We start from the raw sequence: 24,618 nt of genomic DNA on the forward strand, positions 1-24,618 counted from the left end.
TGATGTATGATGATAGAATTGTTTGTCATTAAAGATACAGAATGGCTTGAGCTGGTAGCGGAAAGCGTGTCGCTGGAGGGGCACCGCTTTCAGGCGCCGCGCTCCATAGAAGCGACCATCGTCATCAAACAGGGCGACCATACGTATTACAGCGTCACAGAAGGAGATACCGTCTTGTTTAAATGGAAGGGAAAAGAGCTTTTCCGCGGGACCGTCTTCGCCCGAACGCCTGATGAACATACGCTTGCCTTCAGTGCTTACGATATGCTGCAATATCTGGTCAAAAATCAGGATGTGTACGTGTTTTCCAACCAGCGTGCTGACCAGATGATCAGGAGGATTGCCAATGATTTTCAGATACCGACAGCCTCGATTGCGAACACAGGCCATACGATCAAAAGCCTTGTCATTAAAAATGATACGACCCTGTATGACATCATCTTAAAAGCGTTGAAACAGACGAAAAGCCAGACAGGACGGAATTATCAGCTGTATTCGGAAAAAGGAAAGCTCGGCCTGCGCGCTTGGCCAGATCCGGCAGAGGTATGGGTGCTGGAAACCGGAGTCAATATTACGGGCTACCAATACAGCACGTCTATAAACGACACGGCAACAAGGGTGGTGCTCCGTCGGCAGAAGGACAATAAGACGTATAAAGCGTCTGCGAAGGACAGTTCAGGCTTAAACAAATACGGCGTGCTTCAATATACGGAGACTGTAACAGACGAAATTAACCAGGCGCAGCTTCAGCAGAGAGCTGACGTACGCCTTGCCGAAAAAAAGGGCGTAAAAAAAGAACTGAAAAATATTCAGGCAGTCGGCATTCCAGAAGTGCAGAGCGGCCTGCCTGTTTATATTTCCATTCCGGAGGCCGGGATTAAGAAAACCTACTGGGTAGATACAGATCGGCACGAGTTTAAAGGAACGAAACATACGATGACCATTGATGTAGTCGAGAAGAATACGATGCCGGAAGGGGTTTCCTGATGAGACTGAGTGAAGCCATTAAACATTTGGCCGTCGGTGCGGTTGATGCTGAATCTCCGGTGGAGCTGCTCCCTGCTGAGGTGGTTTCGGTTTCGCCTGTTGAAATCAAATTAAAAGAAAACAGCAAACTGATCATACCGGCTGACGCCCTCATCATCCCAAAACGGATGCAGTCCGGAGGAGACGATGCAATCGAGCCGGGGGATCGCGTCATGGCCGCGGCTCTGACTGGCGGGCAATCGTTTTTTATTTTAGATAAAGTATAGACAAACCGCTTCGGCATGAAGGGGTTTTTATTTAGCTTGTAAAAAGGAGTGGGCATCATGGCCCTGACACCAGAAGTGGAGTTTGAGGATATCGAAGATGACAGCGAAGTCATTGAAACCTCTAAAACATACAAAATAGATTTTGAAAACGGAAGAATTACAAATGAGCTGATTACCGGGCTGGAAGCGATCAGACAGTTTGTGTATATCGCCTTACAAACAGAACGATATGCGTACTCCGTATACAGCCATAATGTCGGAAATGAGCTGCAGGACGTGCTTACAGATCATGAGACGACTGATGCCTACAAAAAAATGGAGATTCCAAGGCTCATAGAAGAGGCACTTGTTTATGATGACCGGATTTCCGCTGTAACAGATTTTGAGATAGAAAAACAAGGCGATGCGTTTCATGTTTCCTTTGTAGTCGAGACAGATGAAGGATCGCTTGAGATTGAGGAGGTGATTGGCGCAGATGTTTGAAAATCAGACCTTTGAAGAGATAATGGAGCGTATGCTGAACAGCATCTCCGCAGATATTGACACGAGAGAAGGCAGCGTTATTTATAACGCATTAGCCCCAGCGGCAGCCGAGCTTGCGAAGTCGTATATATGGCTGGACACCGTGCTCGAGCTTGTGTTTTCTGATACCGCGCAAGGAGAGTTTTTGGACCGGCGCGCTGCGGAAGCGGGGATTGAACGGACAGCTGCAACAAAGGCAGTGAGAGCAGGAGAGTTCACAGCTGGCGTCAGAATTCCTGAAGGCTCCCGCTTCTACGTGGATAATCTTTATTTTCAATATACAGGAGATGGGACATTGGTCTGTGAAACGCCGGGAGAAGCAGGAAACGCCAATCTGACCGGACGCAATTTGTTGTCACTGGATACTATCCCGGGATTGGAAAAAGCGATTGTCAGAGAGATTCTGATTCCGGGGCGTGAAGAAGAAGGAGACGATAGTTTAAGAGAACGGTATTTTACGAGGGTTCGTCGCGAGGCTGTCAGCGCTAACAAAATGCATTACAAAGAATGGGCTGAAGAAGTGGACGGAGTAGGGAAGGCGAAGATCTTTCCGCTTTGGAACGGAGACGGGACGGTTAAAATTGTCGTCACGAATGCCAACCTTGAGCCGGCTTCTGAAATCTTAATTCAAAAAGTGAAAGACTATATTGACCCTGAGCCCGGTCAGGGCGAGGGGCAGGCGCCAATCGGAGCCGTTGTCACAGTGGAAAGCGCGGTCTGGAAGGAAGTTGAGATTTCTGCCGAGGTGCTGCCAGAGATCAATCACTCAATTGATGAAGTGAAGTCAGAAATTGAGAAGGGCGTTTTAAATCTCTTTAAGAAAATGGCGTTTGAAGACAATGTCATCCGCCTTTCTCAAATTAATAATATCGTCTATAATTCGCCGTCTGTCAGTGATTATTCCAATATTAAAATCAACGGCACTTCCGAAAATTTAGTGCTGAGCGACGTAGAAATCCCTAAGCTTGGGCAGGTGAAGATCATTGAGCAAACAAGATGACATGAGAGCCTATCTGCCTCCGTTTCTCACCAGCCTTAAAGAAATGTCGGAGCTGCTGAAAGCGGAAGCGCCTGAGTTTGAACAACAAAATAACAGCATATTTGATCTGACAGACCAGTTATTCGTGCCAACAGCAACATGGGGGCTCAGCCGCTGGGAAAAGATTTTAAACGTGCCGCGGGAATCGGGAGACACCGATGAAATCAGGCGATTGAGGCTCATTTCAAAAATGTCGAACATTCCGCCAATCACATACCGGGCCATTGAGCAAGCGGTGAATCGTTTCTTAAAAAAACCGTCAGCACAAGTCCGCCTGCTGCCCGGTGAATACCGCTTTAATGTAGACATCAATATTGATGATCTCCAGCACATGAATGAGCTGATCGAAGCATTGGAAAATATGAAGCCGGCACATCTGGCGTATACGCTCAGAGGCGGATTAAATGAGACGCTCCAAATAAAGGACACAGTCATCCTGAATCATCGAAGATACCGAACAGCCAGTGAGCTGAAGGTCGGATATTCTGTCACCCTTAACAATAATGAGGTGGTCTTAACTTGATTTCAACCATATACAGAGAACGCACAGCTGCCGATCTGAAAAGCAGGATTCATCACGTGCTGCTTAACGGCCAAGAAACAGAAATAGTGGAGCTCACCATTGACGGTGCAAAAGTGACTGTTCTGACAAAACGTGAGGAAGATATTAAACATATCGAAACGGTACAAATTGTTGACGAACTGGGCAATGTCATTACAGAAAGAAAAACAGACCTGGACGTCAGCGAAAACAGAACACTTGATTTCAGATTTATCTTTGAGGTGGTGTAAACATGGCATACGAAGAAAAAACAGACTGGCTCCCGGACGATCCCATCAACGAAGATGACGTCAACCGCTGGGAAAAAGGCATAAAAGACGCCCACACAGACCTGGCCGCCCACAAAAACGACATGAACAACCCCCACAACACAACAAAGGCGCAAATTGGGCTGGGGAACGTGGATAACGTGCAGCAGGCGGCGAAGAAGGATTTTGATGAACATGAGCAAGATCAGGTGCGGCATATTACAGAGGAAGAGAGGGTGAAATGGAACAGTGGACAGTTATCTAAGATTACAAATGATAATGGACAACCTATGTTCAATATCACGAGTGATTTCCATACGGAACTGTTGAACTATCCTACATTGACTTATTTTTCTTACAGTGGCTCACCTTTAAATTCTCCGGGTGGATCAGGAAGGGGATTTTGGACTTGCAGTGATAGTAAGTTATATGGGCATGTTATTGTGATGACAAATGATAATAGAACCTATCGCAAAACGTTATCAAATGGCAACTGGTCAGATTGGATTGAATTGGAGACAACAAATGGTGCTCAAACAAAGGTGAACGCTCATGCCGCCAAGTCGGATATACACGTAACACAAGCGGAGAAGGATAAATGGAACAACAGCCAGCTTTTTAAAATAACAGCGGATAATGGTCAAGGAAAACTATACTTAAATGAAACCGATGATTTCCATGAAATTGTACCAAAGAACACTGGAATGGTTCATTTTACATCTGCTTCTAATACAATCAATGGTCCTGGTACTGCACTTAGAGGCATATGGACAGTTAATGCTACCGGAAATTACGGCCAGATTATTGCTTTTGATAATACAAATAAAACTTATCGAAAGACAATATCTGGAGGGAACTGGTCTGAGTGGACAGAACTAGAAACAACTGTGGGAGCACAATCTAAAGTATCTAATCATGCCAAGGACTCAACAGCTCATATTACGACAGAGGAACGGAACAAATGGAATGCAGGTCAGTTGTCTAAAATTACGAACGATACGGGCGGGGTTCTAGTTTCAATAGGTGACGCAGATGATTTCCTAAGTAAAATTGTTCAAACTGGAGAGAAGTTTGGAACTTTTTATTCTACTGGAAAACCGACTAATGCACCTTCTGCCTTATCTACAAGAGGATTTTTTCATTTTACAGCTACTGATAGTGATGGGAATGGAACTTTTGGGTACGTAGTCGCTATTGATTATAGGAATAACATGTTTACAAATTATCTTGGTGCTAATTTGGATTGGCAAGGATGGAATAAAGTTGAAACTGAAAGCGGTGCTCAAACAAAGGTTGATAAATCCTTAACTGATGCAAAAAACTATGTAGATACAAACTACTCAAATCAGAAACTAACCATTCTTACAGGTTCTAATGCAATTCAAGACGCAAGAACTGGTGGAGAATCTTATCCGCCAGGACTTACCTTTATGGATATTGGCCAAGGAAATACAACAGGTTATCCGCTAGGCTATGGAATTGTGAAAAATGAAAAATATAGTAATTATCGTTTTACACAATATTTTTATGGTACAGGTAATGAAACAAGTGTATATGCAAACAATACCGGAACCTGGATACGTCACTGGTGGTCTGGTTCAGGATGGACTCCTTGGGAAAAAATCTCTGGTTTCGGGCATATGATTGCAAAAACAACAGGTAAACAAGCGCTGAATAAAGGGGAACAAAATAAAATATTATTTAAAAATGTATTGAAGGATAGCAATAACCTGTATGATCCATCGAACAGTAGATTTGTAGCAAGTCACGCTGGTATGTATTTGGTTAATGCCAGCTTATATTTTCAAAATACATTACAGTATTCCAATTTTGAGTTGTATACGTATGTGAATGGTTCGCAATATAAATTAATGAATCAGTTTAGAACGCCAGCTCCTAAAGATAATAGTGATTCAAAAGAATTTTATGTAACTGTTACAGGATCGGTTGCGGTATCGCTTAATGCGGGTGATTATGTTGAAATCTACGTCTATGTAGGATATACAGGTACAGAAACTCGTTATATTGTTGATGATACGTCCATTAGTAAAAATTACTTTGATATCCTAGAACTCGGAGGCCGAAATTTCCCTACACTATAGGAGGTGCAAAATGATATTATACGACGCAATCATGTACAAATACCCTGACGCTGTGCCAAGAAAGGATTTCGAGCTGCGGAATGACGGAAATGGTTCCTATATTGAAAAATGGAACCTGCGTGCCCCGATCCCGACGCAAAAAGAGCTGGAAGCCTGGTGGGAGGAATCGCAAGAAAAACCGCCGTACGAGCCGCCTGATCAGGTGGAGGTACTAGCTCAGGAATTGTCGCAGGAAAAGCTGGCACGCAAGCAGCTTGAAGAGCTAAACAAAACGTTGGGGAGCGAGCTGTCAGATATAAAGCTTTCATTATTATTTTTGAAAGGAGAGCGTGCTGAATGAATTATTGGGTGCTTGCCTTACATTATGATTGGGCGACGACAGATATGGTGAAGCAGGCCATCGCATTTAAAGATTGTTCTAAAGAGGATCTGGCAGAAGGCGTGAACAAAAAACTGATCACTTCTGACCAGTATGAAGAAATTACCGGTAAAGCCATGTAGGCTTTTTTATTTTGCTCGTTTTTACATGAAAAGGAGGATAAAAATGGTCAAGTATCAATATGAGTTTCCTCTCGATAAGACTGGAAAAGCTGGAGCTGTGAAGCCGTATAGAGGAGAAAAAACCGATTTTGTCACACCTGTTTCGAATCTGTCAGGTGTAGCGGAGATTTTAACAAATGCCGCGCTAAAGGCCACTGAGGCATACAGTCAGCTCGGACAAGACCGGCTTGGCGCAGTTCTGATTTCGAAAGTAAAGGGCTGTGCATATGCAGATCGTGAAGGTACGCTCTTTATAGAAGAAAGCGACAATAACAATGTTTGGACAACGACGGAAGCTGTCTATGTAGCTGCGGGTGTTCTGACAGCGACAGACTGGGTGTACCTTTCTAAACGCTATTACCGCTTCCGATATGTGAACGGAAATCTCCAGCAATCGGAGTTTGTGTTATATCAATCAGTCGGCGCAGGTGAATTGGACGTACGCTTAAATGAAAATCTTCCTTTGCAAATTGATTTCAAGGAAAATCAGACAGATGACGGACGGCTGAAAGTGGAGGCCGGCAAAACAATTGATTTTGTTTTTCATGAGAATGCCGAGTCGGCTGGCGAAGGTGCTGCCTTACCCGTAGAAGGCGCCTTGCATTTACTGGTTGAAGTATTCGGCACAGCGGAAACGAGTGAGGTGAAATTTTGGGGAAAATCTTTGTCAGGACAGAAACTTCCAATTAAAGGTGTGAAATCGGATGATGCTTCTGCCGCTTGCAGCACCTTAGGCAAGGATGAGGCTTGGTCCTTTGATATTAAAGGCTTTAAGGAGATCGTGATGGAGATTGCCAGCATGACCGGCGGGAGCCTATCAATTAAAGGAACCGCGGTCTCTTAACCATTGCAATTGGCCTCGGGAAGGAGGTGATTCGTATGTAAAGGAGGAGTGAATGATGCAGCAAGACATAGATGTTAATGTCTTTCAGCAGGATTTAGCAGACATAAAAGGTGGACAAAAAGCGCTGGAGCAGAGGGTCTCCGCATTAGAACGAGTGTCTGACCGGCAAGACCAGCAAATCATGACGCTGAACGAAAAATTGAACAAAATTGAAGAGAACACAACATGGATTAAACGCACCATCACAGGTGCCATCATCACAGCAGTGTGCACAGGGATCATCGGCGGAGCCATCGCCATTATGTACAACCTGCTGCAGCATTAAGGGGGATTATCATGAAAACGTATGATAAAGGCACGGTCACTAGGACGGTGCTTCTTTTGCTTGCGCTCATCAACCAGAGCATGCTGATGCTTGGCAAATCACCATTGGATATACAGGAAGAGCAGGTGAATCAGCTTGCAGATGCTCTGTATTCAGCAGGATCAGTGATCTTCACAATTGGGACAACACTAGCAGCTTGGTTTAAAAACAACTATGTAACAGAAAAAGGGAAAAAGCAACGCGACTTGCTAAAGGAAAATAATCTGACGAAATAAGGAGAGATGAAAATGGTTAACATTATTCAAGACTTTATTCCGGTCGGTGCCAATAACCGCCCATGCTACGCGATGACACCTCTTTATATTACCGTACACAATACAGCGAACACGGCAGCAGGCGCAGACGCCCAAGCGCATGCCCGCTATTTGAAAAACCCTGATACGGCAACAAGCTGGCATTTTACAGTTGATGATACAGAGATTTATCAGCATCTGCCGTTAAATGAAAACGGCTGGCATGCAGGAGACGGGAACGGAAGCGGCAACCGAGCTTCTATCGGGATTGAAATTTGTGAAAATGCGGATGGCGACTTTGCAAAAGCAACTGCTAATGCCCAGTGGCTGATCAAAACATTGATGGCTGAACACGCTATCAGCCTCGCTAACGTGGTGCCTCACAAATATTGGTCAGGGAAGGAATGCCCTCGCAAACTGTTGGATACGTGGGACTCGTTTAAAGCGGGAATTGGCGGTGGCGGCAGCCAAACTTATATCGTGAAACAAGGTGACACACTTACATCCATAGCGAGAGCGTTCGGTGTCACTGTAGCTCAGCTGCAAGAGTGGAACAATATCGAAGATCCAAATTTCATTCAAGTAGGTCAAGTGTTAATTGTAAGTGCCCCCTCGTCCGCTGTAGAGCCAGAACTCTATCCGCTCCCTGACGGCATCATTCAACTGACAACACCATATACCTCAGGCGAACACGTCTTTCAGGTGCAACGAGCGCTGGCGGCTCTCTACTTTTATCCTGATAAAGGAGCTGTGAACAACGGGATTGACGGCGTTTACGGGCCGAAAACTGCTGACGCGGTTGCGCGTTTTCAGTCTGTTAACGGTCTAACCGCCGACGGTATCTACGGACCTGCGACAAAAGCGAAGATCGCTGCTCAATTAAGCTGATGAAAGAACATAAAAATCCCGGAGTTGCTCCGGGATTTATTTTTTCTTCCTCAATTTTTTTAGAATTCCCGCACTCCGCTCTCTCACCCGAAGCGAATACCCGGAAAGACCAAATCTTCCGTAATCAACAAACTTCACACGCCGCACCAATTTTTTCACTGTATCACCTGACATTATCCTCTGTTTGTTTTATTATATGTAGCCCCTTAAGAAAAGGAATAAGGACAAGAGCTGTTTTCCCTTGTCCTTTTAGTGTGATCATGCTTTTTTTCGTTTATACTCATCAATCAGCCGTTCGTTTTCTTTGAAGATTCTTGCTGTGTGCGGACTGACTTGATAGCTTGCGACACTGGTGGTTGAACGTTTTTTCAGGATTTTGAACGGTTTCTTTGCCTGTGGATGGCATCCGTTTTGAAACGCGTTTTCCATTATCCTTCACCTTCCTCCTCAATTGGCAGCACCAAATCATATATGCTCGTTAATGATGTGAAAAGCAAATAATCAAATTCTGTTACAATGCTGTCAGACGTCAGTTTGATGACATAGCTCTGTGTCTCGATTGTAAAGGGAATGAGCACTACTTTCCCATACTGGTCGTAATAGACATCCTTTCGATCCAGCCTCGTTTGTACGTCAGCGGGATCCTCCATATGCTCTGTTAACCGGTCTTTATCAGGCTGTGTCGAATAGTGACAAAGACTGGCTGTCAGATTCATTTTATCAGCATAGGTTTTCAGCAGTTTATCAATTCCTTGAGCATATGCTTCTATACTTCCATAATAAACATGAATCGGTTCGTTTTTCAATAGATATTGGTATGTTTTCAGCCGATCGAGATACATGTGGAGCATTTCATTGTTTTCTTCGAGAATTTCTCTTGTGTCTGTTTCCAGTTCACTGCCGGCCAGCTTTTTAACATAAGCACTCAAAAAGATAAAAGCGTCAATTAAAGCAAAGCTGACAGCGACAATCACATACCGCTCCCAGTTTGTGAACAGGGAAGAGGGATCATATGTCCAGTATATCATGGCACCAAAAACAAACAGCAAATACCATGTTTTTCGGATGGCGGACATTTTTTCTTTGACCTTCGCTTCGAACCGCCACGTGGCGTATACGTAAAAGCCTAAAGCGGCCATAGTGCACCAGACCATGATTTGAAAGAATAAAAGCATACATCAATCCCTCGCATCTGAAATAGGTTCTGATTATTGTATTCTAGAAATGCGGCTGGTTTTCCTGTTTCATCAAAAAAACCGCTCCTTTGACAGAAGCGGTGAGACATTAAAAAATCATATTTAAGATAAAGTAGGCGATGGCACCAAGTGTCGCTGAAATTGGAAGCGTGATGACCCATGTAATGAGCATCCGCTTAGCTGTGCCCCAGTTTACGCCTTTTACCCGGTGTGATGCACCGACGCCAAGGATTGATGAAGATATGACGTGGGTTGTACTGACCGGCAAATGAATAAATGTGGCGCCGAAAATAATGGCTGCCCCGGTTAAGTCAGCGGATACACCGTTTACCGGACGAATCTTCATGATTTTTCCGCCAACGGTTTTAATGATTTTCCATCCGCCGATTGAAGTTCCGAGACCCATGGCTGTCGCGCAGGCGAATTGCACCCAGGTTGGAATATCATTAGCAGAAGTATGTAAATTTGCTGTGATGAGAGCCATTGTGATAATTCCCATTGCTTTTTGCGCATCGTTTGTTCCGTGTGTATACGATTGCAGGGCAGCAGTTATAATCTGCACTCTGCGGAATTGCTTGTTCGTTTTCGCCAAATTGCTGTCTTTGAAGATCAGCTTGACGATGGTGTAAAGAATATAACCAAGGACAAAGGCAATAATTGGTGATAAAATGAGTGCCTCAATGATTTTAATGAAGCCCTTATAATTTAACGCAGTAAATCCGGCTGCCGCAACGGCTGCACCGGCAATCGCCCCGATGATGGCATGGGATGAGCTGCTTGGGATGCCGTAATACCAAGTGAGCAGGTTCCACGCTATTGCTGCGATTAAAGCAGCCAAAATAACAACAGAGCCATTTTCCAAAGTATAAGGGTCTACAATATCTTTCGTTATGGTTTTGGCAACACCTGTAAACGTCATTGCTCCGACAAAGTTCATCACTGCCGCCATTATAATGGCATGGCGCGGTTTTAACGCTTTTGTTGATACTGAAGTCGCAATTGCGTTCGCCGTATCATGAAACCCGTTGATGAAATCAAACGCCAGAGCAAAAATGACAATTAGTATCGTTAATATAAATAGAATATCCATTTTTATCCCTCGTTACGCGTTTTTCATAATAATGGTTTCAAGATTATTGGCAACACTTTGGCAAGAATCGGCAATTTCCTCAAGCGTTTCGTAAATTTCACGATATTGAATGACTTTAATTGGATCTGTTTCATTTCCGAAAAGATTCTTTAATGATTTTCTGTGCAGGTTGTCACAGCTGTGCTCATACTCTTTAATTTTGATCGCGTGAGGCTGAATATCCTTTAAGCGGTTTTCTGCCAGCAGCTCAATGGTAATTAAAATTTCTTTCGCGCATTCTCTGATGTAGCCGCTGAATTTATCGATATGCTCGTCTGATGAAGTAATTGAGAAAATCTCCATCATGGCAGAGAAATGTTCGATTCCGTCAAGCACATCATCCAGGCTGTTTGTCAGCTGAAGGATATCCTCGCGCTCAATAGGAGTGATGAATGCTTTGTTAAGCTCTTTGATCATGACATGAACATGATTGTCACCTTTTGTTTCATATTCCTTTAACGTGTCTGCAAACTCTTTAAGCGTCGTTTGGTTAGTGACCTTAAAATTCAAAAAATATTCTGCAGTTTCGTCTATGTTCTTTGCAATTTCTGTTAAAAGGAGTGAGAACTTATCTTTTTTTCTTCTTATCATTAAAAACCCTCCATAGTTTGAATGAACAATGCACACATCAAATTATTATATAGCCTTTTGTCGAAAAAAAACAGGAAAAGTCGAAAAAAACGCGGCTTGACTTTTTCAGTAAAACGTGTCTCCTTATTTTGGCCTACTTCATCTCAAAAAAACGAACCAAGTTTGCAAAATCTTTCTGGTTAACGTAAAAAGTATATCAAAAGTTGTGTTTTTTTTGTCAACATTTATCTTCTGATTCACCAAAAAACGATTCCCTAAACAAGGGAACCGTTTTTTTTTAGCTGGTTTTTCGTTTTTGCATCCAATAATACAAAGGGAGTCCGGCCAGGCCGATGAGAATTGATAATCCGCAGCTTAATGTGTCTGTAATGAGTGTGCTTCCCAATACAAAGAATGAACCTGCGATTGCCAATATCGGCATGAACGGATAAAGCGGAACACTGTAAGCACGCGTTTTTCCCTTTGTTTGTTTCCGAAGAATAAATACTGCAAAAAAGGCCATTACGTAAAAGATATAGATCATAAAAATAGAGATTTCAGAAAGCTTATCAGGGTTGCTGATGAGCATCAGGATAATCGCTACAGCAATTTGGAAAGAAATTGCAATCCATGGTGTGCGGAATGTCGGGTGCACGCGGGACAATCTCTCAGCAAAAGGCAGCTGTTTTCGTTCAGCCATTGCAAAGGTCACACGCGGGAAAGAAAGAATCTTTCCGTTTAAACAGCCGAAGATGCTGACAATAATTCCGATACTGATCAGCTTTCCACCGATTGAACCGAACAGCATGCTGGCAGCAGTGCTTGTTGCATTTTCTCCAAGTGTCACAATCTCGTTCGCAGACAGGATATGAAGCAATGCAAAGTTAATGAAAATATAAATTGCTGTTACAATTAATAATCCGCCCGTCATTGCGCGTGGCAGCAGCTTTTCGGGATTTTTCATTTCTCCGCCGAGAGCCGCAAGCAGGATCCATCCGTCATAAGCAAACAATGTAGCCAAAATGGCTGCCCCGAAATTCATATCAGAAATGCTTTCGTTTACTGCCGTAAAGATATGCTGATCGCCTTTCCAAAGACCGAAAATAATGATACAGGCAATCGGAATCAGCTTTCCGACCGTAGTCAGTGTTTGAACAAAACCGCCGTATTTTGTACCAATAATGTTAATCACACATAAAAAAATAACTGCTATAATACCGATTACCTTTGATAGTCCTGAACCCCAGCCAAAAAGATTTGCCATTAAAGATCCAAAATATAAACCGAGTGCACCGATAATCGCCGGGCCGTAAATAATAATCTGCACCCAGCCGCATAAAAATCCCCAAAACTCGCCGTAAACTTCTTCAAGGTACGTGTAAAGTCCGCCTGTTTTCGGAATCTGCGTACCGATTTCTGCAATCGTCAGTCCGCCTGCCAACGTTAATATACCGCCTAACAGCCACGCAAATAGCGCAGTCTTTGAGTCTCCTGAATAAGCGAGCACAGCGCCGGGCTTCATAAAAACGCCGGAACCAATAATGGTTCCAATAACAAGAGTAAGGGCAAACATGAGGCCTATCTCTTTTTTCAAACCGTTTTCTTCATTATGCATGTCCTTAACCTCCTATGATGAAGCTTCGTGATGAAGAATCTATTTTTCATATTGTAAACCCTATTTTAGAAAACTGAAATAAAATAAATTTTCTGATTTTCGATAATTGCTATATTTACATTCGTGAAATCTGTGAAAACGTCTATTTTTTATCTCTTTAAACGAATAAAGGTGAGTATAATCTTTTGTATTGTTCGTGTTTTATGAAGGGTGTTCAAGTGGAGAATGAACACAATAAATGGCTGGCGGCGGGACTTAGCAGGATGCCGGACCCAGATGAAGCTGATATGTTGACTTTCGTATGTGAATAAAATATCTTGTAATTAGGAAAATAAATAGACATCTTTGATATAATATCTTGAAATCGAGATAAATTGACCTGGAGGGACAGCATATGAAAGTCAACGGCATTCACCACGTGTCCGCATTAACAGCTGACGCACAAAAAAATTTGGATTTCTATAGTAAAGTTTTAGGTTTAAAACTTGTCAAAAAATCCGTAAACCAAGATGAACCGACGATGTACCATCTATTCTACGGAGATGAAGTGGCAAATCCGGGAACGGAACTGACGTTTTTTGAGATTCCCCGCATTGCGCCGTTTCATGCGGGAACAAACAGTATTTCTTCGATTGGATTACGTGTTCCAAGCACAGACGCGCTGCATTACTGGAAAGAACGTTTTGAAGAGCATCAGGTGGCGCATAGCGGTATCGCCCAAAGAGCCGGACGTGACATATTGGCGTTCGAAGATCATGAAGGACAGCGCCTTGTGCTGACTGCTGATGAGAAAGGAAAAGGTTATGGTCTGCCTGTTAAACAAAGCGGCATTCCGGAAGAAGTTTCATTTCGCGGGTTAGGGCCTGTTGAACTGACAGTGCCATACGCTGAACCAACCTTACACGTATTAACCAATATTCTTGGATTTACAGAGATCAGCCGGGAGCCGGTTGAAGGACAGGGAACAGCGGTCATTTTAGAATCTGGAGAAGGCGGTGCGGCCACAGAAATCCATTTAATTGAAAGAAATGATCTTCCGCGCGAACGTCAAGGAAAAGGAAGTGTCCATCATGTCGCATTTCGCGTGAGAGATGAAGAAGAGCTTGCCGGATGGCACCGCATCATCAGCCAGGAAGGCTTTAGCAACTCAGGCATCGTTGAGCGCTACTATTTCAAGGCGCTGTATTTCAGAGAACCGAACGGCATTCTGTTTGAGTTATCTACAGACGGTCCGGGCTTTATGGTTGACGAAGAAATTGATGAGCTTGGCCAAACCATCGCTCTTCCGCCTTATCTTGAGCATAGAAGAGAGGAAATTGAAGCAAGACTGAAGCCGATTCAATAACGATATATTGTGATTCTTTGCCTTCCGGCGTCACCGGAAGGCTTTTTTTGTTCAAAAACGGGTGTGTTTTTATTAATATTTTAAATTTTGACATATACCGCATGCTGATTAGGTAGAAAATATCAGATTTGAATCAGGATAAAGACTCAAAAACCTTTGTTTTTATGGACAGATCGTATGAATTGGTTTCGGCAAAACTATTGCCTTTGTTTATTAATAGTTTTTTCACATTTGCTTGTTACACTATTTCAAAGGTAGACGAAAAGGAGTGAAGACACACGTGGAAACGAAAAAGCGCGAGCTGGACATCTTCCTGATCCTCATTTTGCTCGCATCTGCATTCTTAAATATCTATAACATCTGGAATGACGATACGGTGAATCCTTATTACACCGCTGCCGTCACAAGTATGATGCAAAGTTTTCATAATTTTTTCTATGCCTCATTCGACGCGGCGGGGTTTATAACGGTTGATAAACCGCCTATTACGTTCCAGATACAAACCATCAGCGCCCTTATATTCGGTATGCACGGCTGGAGCGTCATCCTGCCTCAGGCACTTGCTGGTGTAAGTTCTGTCCTTTTAATGTATCTGTTAATAAAACCGACATTCGGTAAGACGGCAGCAAGGATCGCCTCTTTCATCATGTCATGCACACCGATTGCGGTGGCTGTCGCCCGGACAAATAATGTTGATGCGTTACTGGTATTTTTCTTATTGCTGGCTACATGGCTTCTCTTTAAAGCCATCAGAAAAGGAAAGCTGATCTGGCTGTTAGCAGCATTTTTCGTAGTTGGTGCAGGTTTCAACACAAAAATGCTTCAAGCTTATATGATTTTACCGGCTTTCTTATTGTTCTACCTGATTGCCGCAAATGCCACAGTCAAGAAAAAAATCATTTCACTAGGAAGTGCATTAGTCGTATTAGCGGCAGTTTCGTTATCATGGCCGCTCATCGTTGACAATATCCCTGCCAGCAAACGTCCTTATGTCGGAAGCAGCCAGACCAACTCTGTTTTGGAATTGGCTTTCGGATACAACGGAATTCAGCGGCTGACAGGGCAAAATTCCGGCGGCGGTCAGGGCGGGTCAAGCAAAGACGCAGCAAAAGAAATGCCTTCTTCGGAGAACAGTTCATCTGACGCTCAGGCACCGCCTAATCAGTCAACAAGCAGCAGCTCATCAAACGATGACAAATCTGCAAATGGCAATATGACGGCACCGCCATCCAATGGGGAAATGCCAAGCGGCGGTCAAGGAGGCCCTCCAAACGGCGGAGGAGATGACGGACAAGGCGGACCTGGCGGCGACGGAGGTAAGGGCGGTTCAGGCGGATCGAAAATGCAATCAGGTACAGGAATGTTCGGAACGGGAACACCTGGTCCGCTTCGGCTCTTCCAACAAGAACTATCTGATCAAATCAGCTGGCTGCTGCCATTTGCGATTTTTGGAATGGCAGGCTTGCTGATTGCAGGCGCGAGAGAAAGAAGAAGATTATCTGTTGAGCAGAAGGAGACGGTGTTCTGGGTTGCATGGCTTGTGCCGATTGCCGGATTCTTCAGTGTAGCAGAATTTTTCCATCATTATTATCTCATTATGCTGGCGCCGCCGATTGCTGCACTTGTCGGAGCTGGGTGGGTTGCGCTCGTTCAGTTATACCGAAGCCATACAGGCTGGAAGTCTTGGCTTTTGCCGGCGGCGATGGTTGCCACAACGGGATTTGAATTGTTTATTCTGAGAAACTACAACGATCAAATCAGTGTTGGATGGAGTATCGGCGTAGGAGTTATCGGTGCGTTATCTGCCATTGCTCTTCTGATTTTAAAACAGCGCCAAAAACCGCTCACATATTATATATCACTTGCAGGGCTTCTTGTATTGCTTGTGATGCCGATTTATTGGGCAAGCACACCTCTCCTGTACGGAGGGAACAGCTCTCTTCCTGAAACAGGGCCGCAGCTCGCTTCAAGCAGCGGAAAAGGCATGGGAATGAACGAGTCGAGTGTAAATGAAAAATTGATTGAGTATTTAGAAGAAAACAGCTCCGGAGCGGAATATTTATTCGCGACAACTGATTCAAACACAGCGGCTCCGTATATTATTAAAACGAAAAAGGCCGTCATGACGATCGGCGGATTCAGCGGTTCTGACCCGGCCATCACGCTGACTCAATTTAAAAAGCTCGTAAAAGAAGGAAAAGTGAAATACTTCTTGGCTTCAGGAATGGGGAAAGGCGGAAACAATGAAATTGTCGAATGGGTTCAAGAAAACGGCAAGAAAGTTTCTTCTGATAAATGGCAGTCAAGCTCTGATCAGACTGATTCATCAGGTACGGCAAACGCTTCAGGCCAAACCGGCAAAATGGGCGGCGGGCCTGGCGGAATGAACCAGTCAGCTACATTATACGAACTAAATGCTGATGAATAGGAGGAAAAAACATGAGCAGACATATTCAATATTCAATTGTGATACCTGTGTATAATGAAGAGCTTGTCATTCATGAAACCTATCAGCGCTTAAAAGAGGTCATGGATCAAACGAAGGAAAACTATGAGCTGCTTTTTGTCAATGACGGCAGCAAAGATCGCAGTATTGAGATTTTAAGGGAACACAGTCTGATTGATTCGAGAGTGAAAATCATTGATTTTTCCAGGAATTTTGGGCACCAGATCGCGATTACAGCGGGAATGGATTATGCACAGGGGAATGCAATCGTCGTTATTGACGCCGATTTGCAGGACCCTCCTGAGTTAATTTTAGACATGATTGAAAAGTGGAAGGAAGGCTATGAGGTCATATACGCCGTGCGGACAAAACGAAAAGGGGAAACCTTTTTCAAAAAACAGACAGCGGCCATGTTTTACCGGCTTCTCAGCAGCATGACAGATATTGATATCCCGATAGATACCGGGGATTTCCGTCTCTTGGACAGAAAAGTCTGTGATGAAATGAAAAAATTAAAGGAAAAAAATCCTTTTGTCCGAGGCCTCGTCAGCTGGGTAGGCTTCAAACAAACGGCAGTTGAGTATGTACGTGATGAAAGGCTTGCCGGAGAAACGAAATACCCGCTTAAGAAAATGCTGAAGCTTTCAATGGACGGCATTACGACATTTTCACATAAACCGCTGAAGCTGGCGAGCTATGCCGGGGTCTTAATGTCAGGCGCAGGTTTTCTGTATATGTTTATCGTGCTGTATTTGAAGCTGTTCACTGACAGCACCATTACCGGCTGGTCATCGCTTATTGTCATCCAGCTTCTGTTCAGCGGCATCGTGCTTCTGATATTGGGGATGATTGGTGAATATATCGGCAGAATCTATGATGAAGCCAAAGACCGGCCGCTTTACATCGTACAGAAATCGTACGGGATTGAAAATAAAAGACTCTATAGGGACCAGCATATGTCCTGACCAGAAGCCCCTGTCCTTTACGGACAGGGGTTTTTATGTATCAAAGTAAAGATGCTGATATGGAAGGGAGAGGGAGAGAAGAAGGGATTGTGAGCTTGCACTGCGGTTCAGGCAAGCTGAAATAAAAACGGCAACGCCTAAAAGCTTTCACCTTAGGCGTTGCTGAATTTAGTTGTTAGATTGAGAAGTTTTTAAGAACCGCATGATCAAAGCCGTACCTGTTATGTTTAATAGAATACTGGCCCCCAGTGTAACTCCCCATGCCAATGTTGCTGCAGGAAGGAGATAGCTTAGCATCAGAAAAGCCAATCCTGCGCAAATCATGCTCAATCCCATGGTTTTCATGTCATACCTCCTTTTAAACAATGCTTCAAGCATCTGATTAGAATCAAATCAGCCTGTATCATATACGGGTGTATCGGTAGAAAGTTTCATAGAGTAGATCGTTCTTTTATCTAACAAAAAGCCTCAGACCGCTTTTGCGGCCTGAGGCGCTTTTCTTAAGAAGGTGTTTCTTCTTTTTGATCGAGTTTGATTTTTTTCGTCATTTCTTTGCCGTTTCTGAGAATTTTCACTTCGACGGTGTCGCCGATATTTGCGTCTTTGTATAGGATATTGCGCAATTCGCTGCCTGTGTTGATTTTTTTGCCTTTTATGCTGATGATAATATCTTCGGCTTTCAGCCCGGCCTTTGCAGCAGGGGAGCCTGAAGCGACTTCACGGATGTATACGCCTTTATTCAGCTGGCTGCCGAATAAGCCAAGTGTGCCTTCTTGATAGTTTTGCGGCACCTGTTCCAAATCGAGCATGCTGACACCGATATATGGACGTTCAATTTGCCCTTTAGACAGCAATTCTTCAGCTATCGGTTTGACGTCGTTGCTTGGAATGGCAAATCCGATGCCCTCAACATCATCTTCACTGATTTTCATGCTGTTAATGCCGACAATTTTGCCGTCTGTATTTAACAACGGACCGCCGCTGTTACCCGGGTTAATTGCGGCATCAGTTTGAATCACGTTAATGCTTGTTTGACCGGCTGATGTTGACATTGAAACTGTTCTATCCACGCCGCTTACAATTCCTTGTGTTACTGTGCGAGACAGGTCTTTACCGAGCGGATCTCCAATTGCAATGACGGTTTCGCCTGTTCTGAGATCTGATGAATCACCGAAGTTTGCTACCTTTGTTACGTGGTCATCACTGATTTGAAGAACCGCTAAATCTGTTAAAGAGTCACTGCCTACAAGCTTTGCTGTCACATCAGTGCCGTCGTATAAAGACACTTTAAGTGAAGTTGCGCCTTCTACAACGTGGTTATTCGTAATGATATAAGCCTTGCCGTTCTCTTTTTTGAAAATGACACCTGATCCTGAGCCGCTTTCTGTATCTTCGCTAGAATCAGAGCCGGAACCAAACAAAGAGCTATTTGACTGAGTCTGAAGGTTTGTGATACCCACAATCGCCGGTGATAGATCTTCCACCATATTTGAGATTTTAGAAGAATCCTCGCTCTTAAATGCAGATGAGCTGCTTGAGCCCGTCGAGCTTTTGTTTGATTCAGAGGAGGTGCTTTTAGCTGTAACAGATTGAGTTTGCTGCTGCTGGCTGGACGTCTGTTTCGCTGCGTCCTGAGAATCGTGGTCGCCAAGCGGTGTGAACGTATAAATGCCAAGGGCGAGACTTCCGCCGATGACTCCGCCAAGCAGCGGCCTGAACCATCCGAATCCGCGCTTTTTCTTCTCTTGATCATGAATCACATTGCGGGCTGAGTAAGAAGGGTTTTGATCATTCTCTTTCGTTAAAAAAACCTCATTTTCTTGTCCTTCTGTTCTATTTTCGTCACGATAGTTATCCATCATGTTCACTCCGTTTCTCTCTATTTTCAACTCATTACATCTTGATTATGGCAGTTTTATGACTTGATTTTATCATAAACAAAAACTGTGGGATAAAAATGAAAACTTTATGGGAAATTGTGAAAAAGTACGAAAACCGGTACACTTTATAAGGAATATTGTACATGAAAGGGCTGAAACGATGGAACCAATCGGATTGATCGGATATGGCAGCATGGCGGATATGATCGCCAGACAGCTGCTGAAGCATAAACAAATAGAGGAAAATGAGCTGTTTGTTGAGACAAGAACTAAGGGCGATCGGCTTCAGGCATTGCTCGCTGACTATCCAAACGTTTCGGCAAAACCGCTCGAGGTATGGGCGGAAAAGTGCGCGTTGATCTTTATATGTGTCCCGCCGCTCCATGTCATTGAAACAGTGCGCCGGCTGCACCCGTATGTGAACCAGAATACTCATATTGTATCCGTTGCGGCTGGTGTGCCTCTGCGGCTTTTAGAGGCTGAAACGGCAGCTGGAATATCACGGGTGATCCCGGCCATTACATCTGAAGCAGAAGCCGGCATCTCACTGGTTGTTCACAGTGAAGCTCTGGCGGCACAGAAGAAAGAACGTTTGGATGAACTGTTATCGGCTTTCAGCAGTGTGCGAGAAATAAAAGAATCCAATTTGGATGCCGCCAGTAATCTGACGAGCTCTGCTCCTGGCTTCATTGCCGCAGTGTTTGAAGAATTAGCGCTGGCGGCTGTGAGAAACAGCGGCCTGACAAAAGAAGAAGCCTTTGATTTCCTGATACACTCACTGTATGGGACAGGCAAGCTGCTGATTGAAAAGAAGATGACCTTTGAGGAGACGCTGAACCGTGTTGCAACGAAAGGCGGAATTACAGGAGAGGGGGCGGCGGTGATACGTGCCTCCGTGCCGAATGTATTTGATCAAGTATTTGAAAAAACACTCGGAAAATACGAGCAGCTGACAGAACAGGCAGCAAAAGAAACATGAATCCTTGAAAGAGGATTCTTTTTTATCTCTGACCGTTAGCGATTTTTCCCAGCTATATTGCATTTTCCCTCTTTTTTTAATATAATCTGTTAGAATATTCATAATTTAGTAAAAAAGGAGGAACGCTATGAAACTGTACATGTCAGTAGATATGGAGGGTATTTCAGGTCTTCCGGATGATACCTTTGTTGATTCCGGCAAACGTAATTATGAACGCGGACGGCTAATCATGACCGAAGAAGCAAACTACTGTATTACCGAAGCGTTTAACAGCGGGTGTACGGAGGTGCTGGTGAATGACAGCCATTCGAAAATGAATAATCTGATGGTTGAAAAGCTTCATCCGGAGGCAGATTTGATTTCCGGCGATGTTAAACCATTTTCAATGGTGCAGGGGCTGGATGATACTTTCACGGGCGCGTTGTTTCTCGGCTATCACGCAAGAGCATCAACTCCCGGTGTCATGTCCCATAGCATGATTTTCGGTGTTCGTCATTTTTACATAAATGATCAGCCTGTCGGTGAGCTTGGATTAAATGCTTACGTTGCCGGTTATTACGATGTCCCGGTATTAATGGTAGCCGGTGATGACCGGGCGGCCAAAGAAGCTGAAGAGCTCATCCCGAATGTCACGACAGCTGCTGTTAAACAAACGATTTCAAGATCTGCAGTTAAATGTCTGTCGCCTGCGAAAGCCGGCCGGCTGCTGACAGAAAAAACCGCATATGCCCTGCAGAACAAGGATAAAGTAAAACCGCTTACACCGCCTGACAGGCCTGTATTGAGCATTGAATTTGCCAATTACGGCCAAGCTGAGTGGGCTCATCTAATGCCGGGTACAGAAATCAAACCGGGAACCACAATCGTTCAATTTCAGGCGAAGGATATGCTTGAAGCCTACCAGGCTATGCTTGTCATGACTGAACTGGCGATGCGAACATCATTCTGCTAAAGGGGTGTTAAGGCTTTGGCAAGATATATAATGAAGCGTTTTTTGGCAATGGCAGCTACGATTTTGGTCATTACCACCCTGACTTTTGTTCTGATGAAGGTCATTCCCGGATCTCCTTTTAATGAGGAGAGGGGTACAAATGAAGCGGTTCAAAGAAATCTCGAAGCCTACTATCACTTAGACGATCCTCTCATTATCCAATACATCATCTATCTAAAATCCATCATTACATTCGATTTTGGCCCTTCTATTAAAAAACCGTCAGACAGTGTAAATGATATGCTGGAGCGCGGATTTCCCGTTTCCTTCGAACTTGGGATGGCAGCGATTGTCATTGCTGTGATCTCAGGGCTGATACTTGGCGTAACCGCCGCGCTGCGCCGCAACGGCTTTTTGGACTACGCTGCGATGAGCCTCGCGGTACTCGGCATTTCCATCCCGAATTTTATTATGGCGACGTTGCTTATTCAGCAGTTTGCCGTCAATTTTAAACTATTTCCCGCCGCTACGTGGACGAGCCCGATCCATATGGTGCTTCCGACCGCAGCGCTCGCAGTTGGACCGATGGCGATTATCGCCAGGCTGACAAGATCAAGCATGGTCGAAGTCCTGACACAGGATTATATCCGCACAGCGAAAGCGAAAGGGCTGTCTCCGCTCAAAATTATCGTAAAACACGCACTCAGAAACGCGCTCATGCCCGTCATTACCGTACTGGGAACACTCGTTGCCAGCATTTTAACAGGAAGCTTTGTTATTGAAAAAATCTTTGCCATTCCCGGAATGGGAAAATATTTTGTCGAAAGCATTAATCAGCGGGACTATCCCGTGATTATGGGAACGACCGTTTTTTACAGCGTCATTTTGATCGTGATGCTGTTTTTGGTCGACTTGGCCTACGGTCTGCTGGACCCGCGCATTAAACTGCATAAGAAAGGGTGAAGCGTATGAATCTCCCTGTACAAACAGATGAACGCCAGCCGCAGCAGCACGTTCAGGTGCCGGACGAATGGTTTGTTACGAATCAGGAGAAGACCCAAGAGACCGATTCAGTCAAACGGCCGAGTTTGTCCTACGCGCAGGATGCCTGGAGGAGGCTGAAGAAAAATAAACTAGCGATGGCCGGGCTTTTAATTCTTTTATTTCTATTTGTGATGGCAGCAGTCGGTCCTTTTTTATCCCCTCATAGTGTCGCGCGCCAATCGCTGACAGAACAAAACCTTCCCCCTTCTGCAGATCATTGGTTCGGTACAGATGAGCTTGGCCGGGATGTGTTTACACGAACATGGTACGGAGCGAGGATTTCGTTATTTGTCGGAGTGATGGCTGCACTGATTGATTTTTTGATCGGTGTCATTTACGGAGGCATTGCCGGCTATAAAGGCGGCAGAACAGACAGTGTTATGATGCGGATTATTGAAGTGCTGTACGGGCTGCCGTATCTTCTTGTTGTCATTTTGCTGATGGTCTTGATGGGTCCGGGGCTTGGCACCATTATCGTAGCGCTGACTGTGACGGGATGGGTCGGCATGGCGAGAATTGTAAGGGGCCAGGTGCTGCAAATAAAAAATTACGAGTATGTGCTCGCCTCGAAAACCTTTGGTGCGAAAACCTTTCGCATCATTCGCAAAAATTTGCTGCCGAATACAATGGGCGCGATCATCGTACAAATGACTTTAACTGTACCTACCGCCATATTCGCAGAATCATTTTTGAGCTTTCTCGGTCTCGGCATTCAAGCACCGTTTGCCAGCTGGGGTGTGATGGCGAATGACGGCCTACCGACCATTTTATCTGGGCATTGGTGGCGCCTGTTCTTTCCTGCCTTTTTCATCTCATTAACGATGTACGCGTTTAATGTGCTGGGGGACGGATTGCAGGATGCACTGGACCCTAAGCTAAGGAGGTAGCTGTATGGAGAAAGTTCTGTCAGTCAATGATCTGCACGTTTCTTTTACGACTTACGGCGGGACGGTTCAGGCGGTCAGAGGCGTGAGCTTCGATTTGTACAAAGGCGAAACCTTTGCCATTGTCGGCGAATCGGGCTGCGGCAAAAGCGTCACCTCCCAAAGCATTATGGGACTGCTCCCGCCCTATTCAGCGAAGGTGACAGACGGCAGCATTTTATTTAAAAACAAAGACCTTTGCCGTCTCTCTGACAGAGAAATGAGGAGCATAAGGGGAGCGGACATTTCAATGATTTTTCAAGATCCGATGACGGCGTTAAACCCGACGCTGACTGTCGGAGACCAGCTGGCAGAAGCGCTTCTTCGTCACAAGAGGATGAAGAAAAAGGCTGCTGAGAAAGAGGTTCTTTCTATGCTGGCATTGGTCGGCATTCCAGATCCTGAAGCACGCCTGAAGCAGTATCCCCATCAATTTAGCGGCGGTATGAGACAGCGGATTGTCATTGCGATGGCGCTGATCTGCGAGCCTGATATTTTAATAGCGGATGAACCGACAACTGCCCTTGACGTCACCATACAGGCGCAAATTCTGGAACTGTTTAAAGAGATTCAGAGAAAAACAAAGGTTTCTGTCATTTTGATCACACACGATTTAGGGGTGGTTGCGCAGGTTGCTGACAGGGTGGCAGTGATGTATGCCGGAAAAATAGCGGAAATTGGCACGAGAAAAGATATATTTTACAAGCCGCAGCACCCTTATACAAAAGGGCTGCTGAATTCCGTCCCGCGGCTGGATCTTGAGGACGCGGAGCTGATTCCGATTGACGGGACGCCGCCGGATTTATTTTCACCGCCGCCGGGCTGTCCATTTGCCGCCCGCTGTCCGAGCGGAATGATCGTGTGCGACAGGGTATACCCTGATCAAACCGTTCGATCTGGCACGCACGCTGTTCACTGCTGGCTTCAGGATAAACGGGCTGAGCACGCGGTGCTGCCGGGAGCGAAGGATGAATAACGA

29 protein-coding genes and 1 pseudogene are annotated in these 24,618 nt (G+C 44.7%); 22 read left to right on the forward strand and 8 right to left on the reverse strand.

From position 1 onward, the window contains the following. The first annotated feature begins 9 nt into the window (after nt 1–9). From NST56_RS07380 to NST56_RS07445, 14 genes and pseudogenes are all read left to right on the forward strand, one after another. Complete coding sequence (locus tag NST56_RS07380) at nt 10–987, forward strand: phage portal protein (RefSeq protein ID WP_168747511.1); 978 nt, start codon at nt 10–12, stop codon at nt 985–987. Then, nucleotides 987–1,253 (forward strand): DUF2577 family protein, encoded by a 267-nt coding sequence (locus tag NST56_RS07385; protein ID WP_339181057.1) that lies wholly within the window; start codon nt 987–989, stop codon nt 1,251–1,253. The genes NST56_RS07380 and NST56_RS07385 overlap by 1 nt, the downstream gene beginning before the upstream one ends. A gap of 57 nt (nt 1,254–1,310) precedes the next feature. After that, complete coding sequence (locus tag NST56_RS07390) at nt 1,311–1,736, forward strand: DUF2634 domain-containing protein (RefSeq protein ID WP_326130602.1); 426 nt, start codon at nt 1,311–1,313, stop codon at nt 1,734–1,736. Then, a complete protein-coding gene (locus NST56_RS07395) occupies nt 1,729–2,775 on the forward strand; it encodes a baseplate J/gp47 family protein (RefSeq protein ID WP_339181060.1) in 1,047 nt (348 codons plus the stop codon). Before NST56_RS07390 ends, NST56_RS07395 begins: the two co-directional genes overlap by 8 nt. Further along, a complete protein-coding gene (locus tag NST56_RS07400) occupies nt 2,759–3,337 on the forward strand; it encodes a YmfQ family protein (protein WP_339181062.1) in 579 nt (192 codons plus the stop codon). The genes NST56_RS07395 and NST56_RS07400 overlap by 17 nt, the downstream gene beginning before the upstream one ends. Continuing rightward, the gene (locus NST56_RS07405) at nt 3,334–3,606 is read left to right on the forward strand and encodes a hypothetical protein (RefSeq protein ID WP_339181065.1); all 273 of its coding nucleotides are present in this window, start codon (nt 3,334–3,336) and stop codon (nt 3,604–3,606) included. Before NST56_RS07400 ends, NST56_RS07405 begins: the two co-directional genes overlap by 4 nt. A gap of 2 nt (nt 3,607–3,608) precedes the next feature. Beyond that, nucleotides 3,609–3,875, forward strand: a pseudogene (locus NST56_RS07410) (terminase); the annotation flags it as partial. 39 nt (nt 3,876–3,914) lie between these two features. Further along, nucleotides 3,915–5,726 (forward strand): terminase, encoded by a 1,812-nt coding sequence (locus NST56_RS07415; RefSeq protein WP_326333700.1) that lies wholly within the window; start codon nt 3,915–3,917, stop codon nt 5,724–5,726. Between the two features lie 10 nt (nt 5,727–5,736). Then, the gene (locus NST56_RS07420; RefSeq protein WP_339181068.1) at nt 5,737–6,066 is read left to right on the forward strand and encodes an XkdW family protein; all 330 of its coding nucleotides are present in this window, start codon (nt 5,737–5,739) and stop codon (nt 6,064–6,066) included. Then, nucleotides 6,063–6,227: an XkdX family protein gene (locus tag NST56_RS07425; protein WP_268446437.1), complete on the forward strand. Its 165-nt coding sequence runs from the start codon at nt 6,063–6,065 to the stop codon at nt 6,225–6,227. The genes NST56_RS07420 and NST56_RS07425 overlap by 4 nt, the downstream gene beginning before the upstream one ends. 43 nt (nt 6,228–6,270) lie before the next feature. Next, a complete protein-coding gene (locus NST56_RS07430) occupies nt 6,271–7,110 on the forward strand; it encodes a phage portal protein (protein ID WP_339181072.1) in 840 nt (279 codons plus the stop codon). 55 nt (nt 7,111–7,165) lie between these two features. Beyond that, nucleotides 7,166–7,435, forward strand: a complete 270-nt coding sequence (locus NST56_RS07435) for a hemolysin XhlA family protein (RefSeq protein ID WP_010333918.1) — start codon at nt 7,166–7,168, stop codon at nt 7,433–7,435. Between the two features lie 11 nt (nt 7,436–7,446). Further along, the gene (locus tag NST56_RS07440; RefSeq protein WP_010333919.1) at nt 7,447–7,710 is read left to right on the forward strand and encodes a phage holin; all 264 of its coding nucleotides are present in this window, start codon (nt 7,447–7,449) and stop codon (nt 7,708–7,710) included. Between the two features lie 12 nt (nt 7,711–7,722). Next, on the forward strand, nt 7,723–8,616 hold the full coding sequence (locus tag NST56_RS07445) for an N-acetylmuramoyl-L-alanine amidase (RefSeq protein WP_339181075.1): 894 nt from the start codon (nt 7,723–7,725) through the stop codon (nt 8,614–8,616). Nucleotides 8,617–8,652: 36 nt separating this feature from the next. Here NST56_RS07445 and spoIISC read toward each other — a convergent pair whose 3' ends face one another. From spoIISC to steT, 6 genes are all read right to left on the reverse strand, one after another. After that, nucleotides 8,653–8,790, reverse strand: a complete 138-nt coding sequence (spoIISC, locus tag NST56_RS07450; protein WP_326203297.1) for a three component toxin-antitoxin-antitoxin system antitoxin SpoIISC — start codon at nt 8,788–8,790, stop codon at nt 8,653–8,655. Between the two features lie 84 nt (nt 8,791–8,874). Continuing rightward, entirely contained in the window at nt 8,875–9,045 is a 171-nt protein-coding gene (locus tag NST56_RS07455; protein WP_010333922.1) for a type II toxin-antitoxin system SpoIISB family antitoxin, read from the reverse strand. Then, a complete protein-coding gene (locus NST56_RS07460; RefSeq protein ID WP_010333924.1) occupies nt 9,045–9,791 on the reverse strand; it encodes a type II toxin-antitoxin system SpoIISA family toxin in 747 nt (248 codons plus the stop codon). The genes NST56_RS07455 and NST56_RS07460 overlap by 1 nt, the downstream gene beginning before the upstream one ends. Nucleotides 9,792–9,900: 109 nt before the next feature. Next, nucleotides 9,901–10,902 (reverse strand): inorganic phosphate transporter, encoded by a 1,002-nt coding sequence (locus tag NST56_RS07465; RefSeq protein WP_010333925.1) that lies wholly within the window; start codon nt 10,900–10,902, stop codon nt 9,901–9,903. A gap of 12 nt (nt 10,903–10,914) precedes the next feature. Then, nucleotides 10,915–11,532, reverse strand: coding sequence for a DUF47 domain-containing protein (locus NST56_RS07470; RefSeq protein ID WP_010333926.1), 618 nt, complete (start codon nt 11,530–11,532; stop codon nt 10,915–10,917). A 277-nt stretch (nt 11,533–11,809) separates the two neighbouring features. Then, complete coding sequence (gene steT, locus NST56_RS07475; RefSeq protein ID WP_339181080.1) at nt 11,810–13,126, reverse strand: serine/threonine exchanger; 1,317 nt, start codon at nt 13,124–13,126, stop codon at nt 11,810–11,812. Between the two features lie 394 nt (nt 13,127–13,520). On the opposite strand from steT, the gene NST56_RS07480 reads away from it, so the two are divergent. The 3 genes from NST56_RS07480 to NST56_RS07490 all read left to right on the forward strand — a co-directional run bounded on the left by NST56_RS07480 (nt 13,521) and on the right by NST56_RS07490 (nt 17,882). Next, nucleotides 13,521–14,471, forward strand: a complete 951-nt coding sequence (locus NST56_RS07480; protein WP_339181082.1) for a ring-cleaving dioxygenase — start codon at nt 13,521–13,523, stop codon at nt 14,469–14,471. A 280-nt stretch (nt 14,472–14,751) separates the two neighbouring features. Beyond that, on the forward strand, nt 14,752–16,899 hold the full coding sequence (locus NST56_RS07485) for a glycosyltransferase family 39 protein (protein ID WP_339181085.1): 2,148 nt from the start codon (nt 14,752–14,754) through the stop codon (nt 16,897–16,899). Between the two features lie 11 nt (nt 16,900–16,910). After that, entirely contained in the window at nt 16,911–17,882 is a 972-nt protein-coding gene (locus tag NST56_RS07490) for a glycosyltransferase family 2 protein (protein ID WP_010333930.1), read from the forward strand. A 168-nt stretch (nt 17,883–18,050) separates the two neighbouring features. Here the strand turns inward: NST56_RS07490 and NST56_RS07495 are convergent, their stop codons facing one another. Next, a complete protein-coding gene (locus NST56_RS07495; RefSeq protein WP_326330602.1) occupies nt 18,051–18,227 on the reverse strand; it encodes a hypothetical protein in 177 nt (58 codons plus the stop codon). Between the two features lie 155 nt (nt 18,228–18,382). Further along, nucleotides 18,383–19,741: a serine protease HtrA gene (gene htrA, locus NST56_RS07500; RefSeq protein WP_339182122.1), complete on the reverse strand. Its 1,359-nt coding sequence runs from the start codon at nt 19,739–19,741 to the stop codon at nt 18,383–18,385. Between the two features lie 181 nt (nt 19,742–19,922). Here htrA and proG point away from each other — a divergent pair, with 181 nt between their 5' ends. The 5 genes from proG to NST56_RS07525 all read left to right on the forward strand — a co-directional run bounded on the left by proG (nt 19,923) and on the right by NST56_RS07525 (nt 24,615). Then, a complete protein-coding gene (gene proG, locus NST56_RS07505) occupies nt 19,923–20,741 on the forward strand; it encodes a pyrroline-5-carboxylate reductase ProG (protein WP_339181088.1) in 819 nt (272 codons plus the stop codon). A 127-nt stretch (nt 20,742–20,868) separates the two neighbouring features. Continuing rightward, nucleotides 20,869–21,693 carry a D-aminopeptidase DppA gene (gene dppA / locus NST56_RS07510; RefSeq protein ID WP_010333934.1) on the forward strand — a complete coding sequence of 275 codons (825 nt, stop codon included), beginning with the start codon at nt 20,869–20,871 and terminating at the stop codon, nt 21,691–21,693. Between the two features lie 15 nt (nt 21,694–21,708). Then, nucleotides 21,709–22,635 (forward strand): dipeptide ABC transporter permease DppB, encoded by a 927-nt coding sequence (dppB, locus tag NST56_RS07515; RefSeq protein WP_010333935.1) that lies wholly within the window; start codon nt 21,709–21,711, stop codon nt 22,633–22,635. Nucleotides 22,636–22,640: 5 nt separating this feature from the next. Next, nucleotides 22,641–23,603: a dipeptide ABC transporter permease DppC gene (gene dppC, locus NST56_RS07520; protein ID WP_339181091.1), complete on the forward strand. Its 963-nt coding sequence runs from the start codon at nt 22,641–22,643 to the stop codon at nt 23,601–23,603. Between the two features lie 4 nt (nt 23,604–23,607). Continuing rightward, a complete protein-coding gene (locus tag NST56_RS07525) occupies nt 23,608–24,615 on the forward strand; it encodes an ABC transporter ATP-binding protein (protein WP_339181094.1) in 1,008 nt (335 codons plus the stop codon). Nucleotides 24,616–24,618 lie beyond the last annotated feature (3 nt).

It is taken from the genome of Bacillus sp. FSL R5-0560 (assembly GCF_037966305.1).
GTDB classification, from domain to species: Bacteria; Bacillota; Bacilli; order Bacillales; family Bacillaceae; genus Bacillus; species Bacillus mojavensis.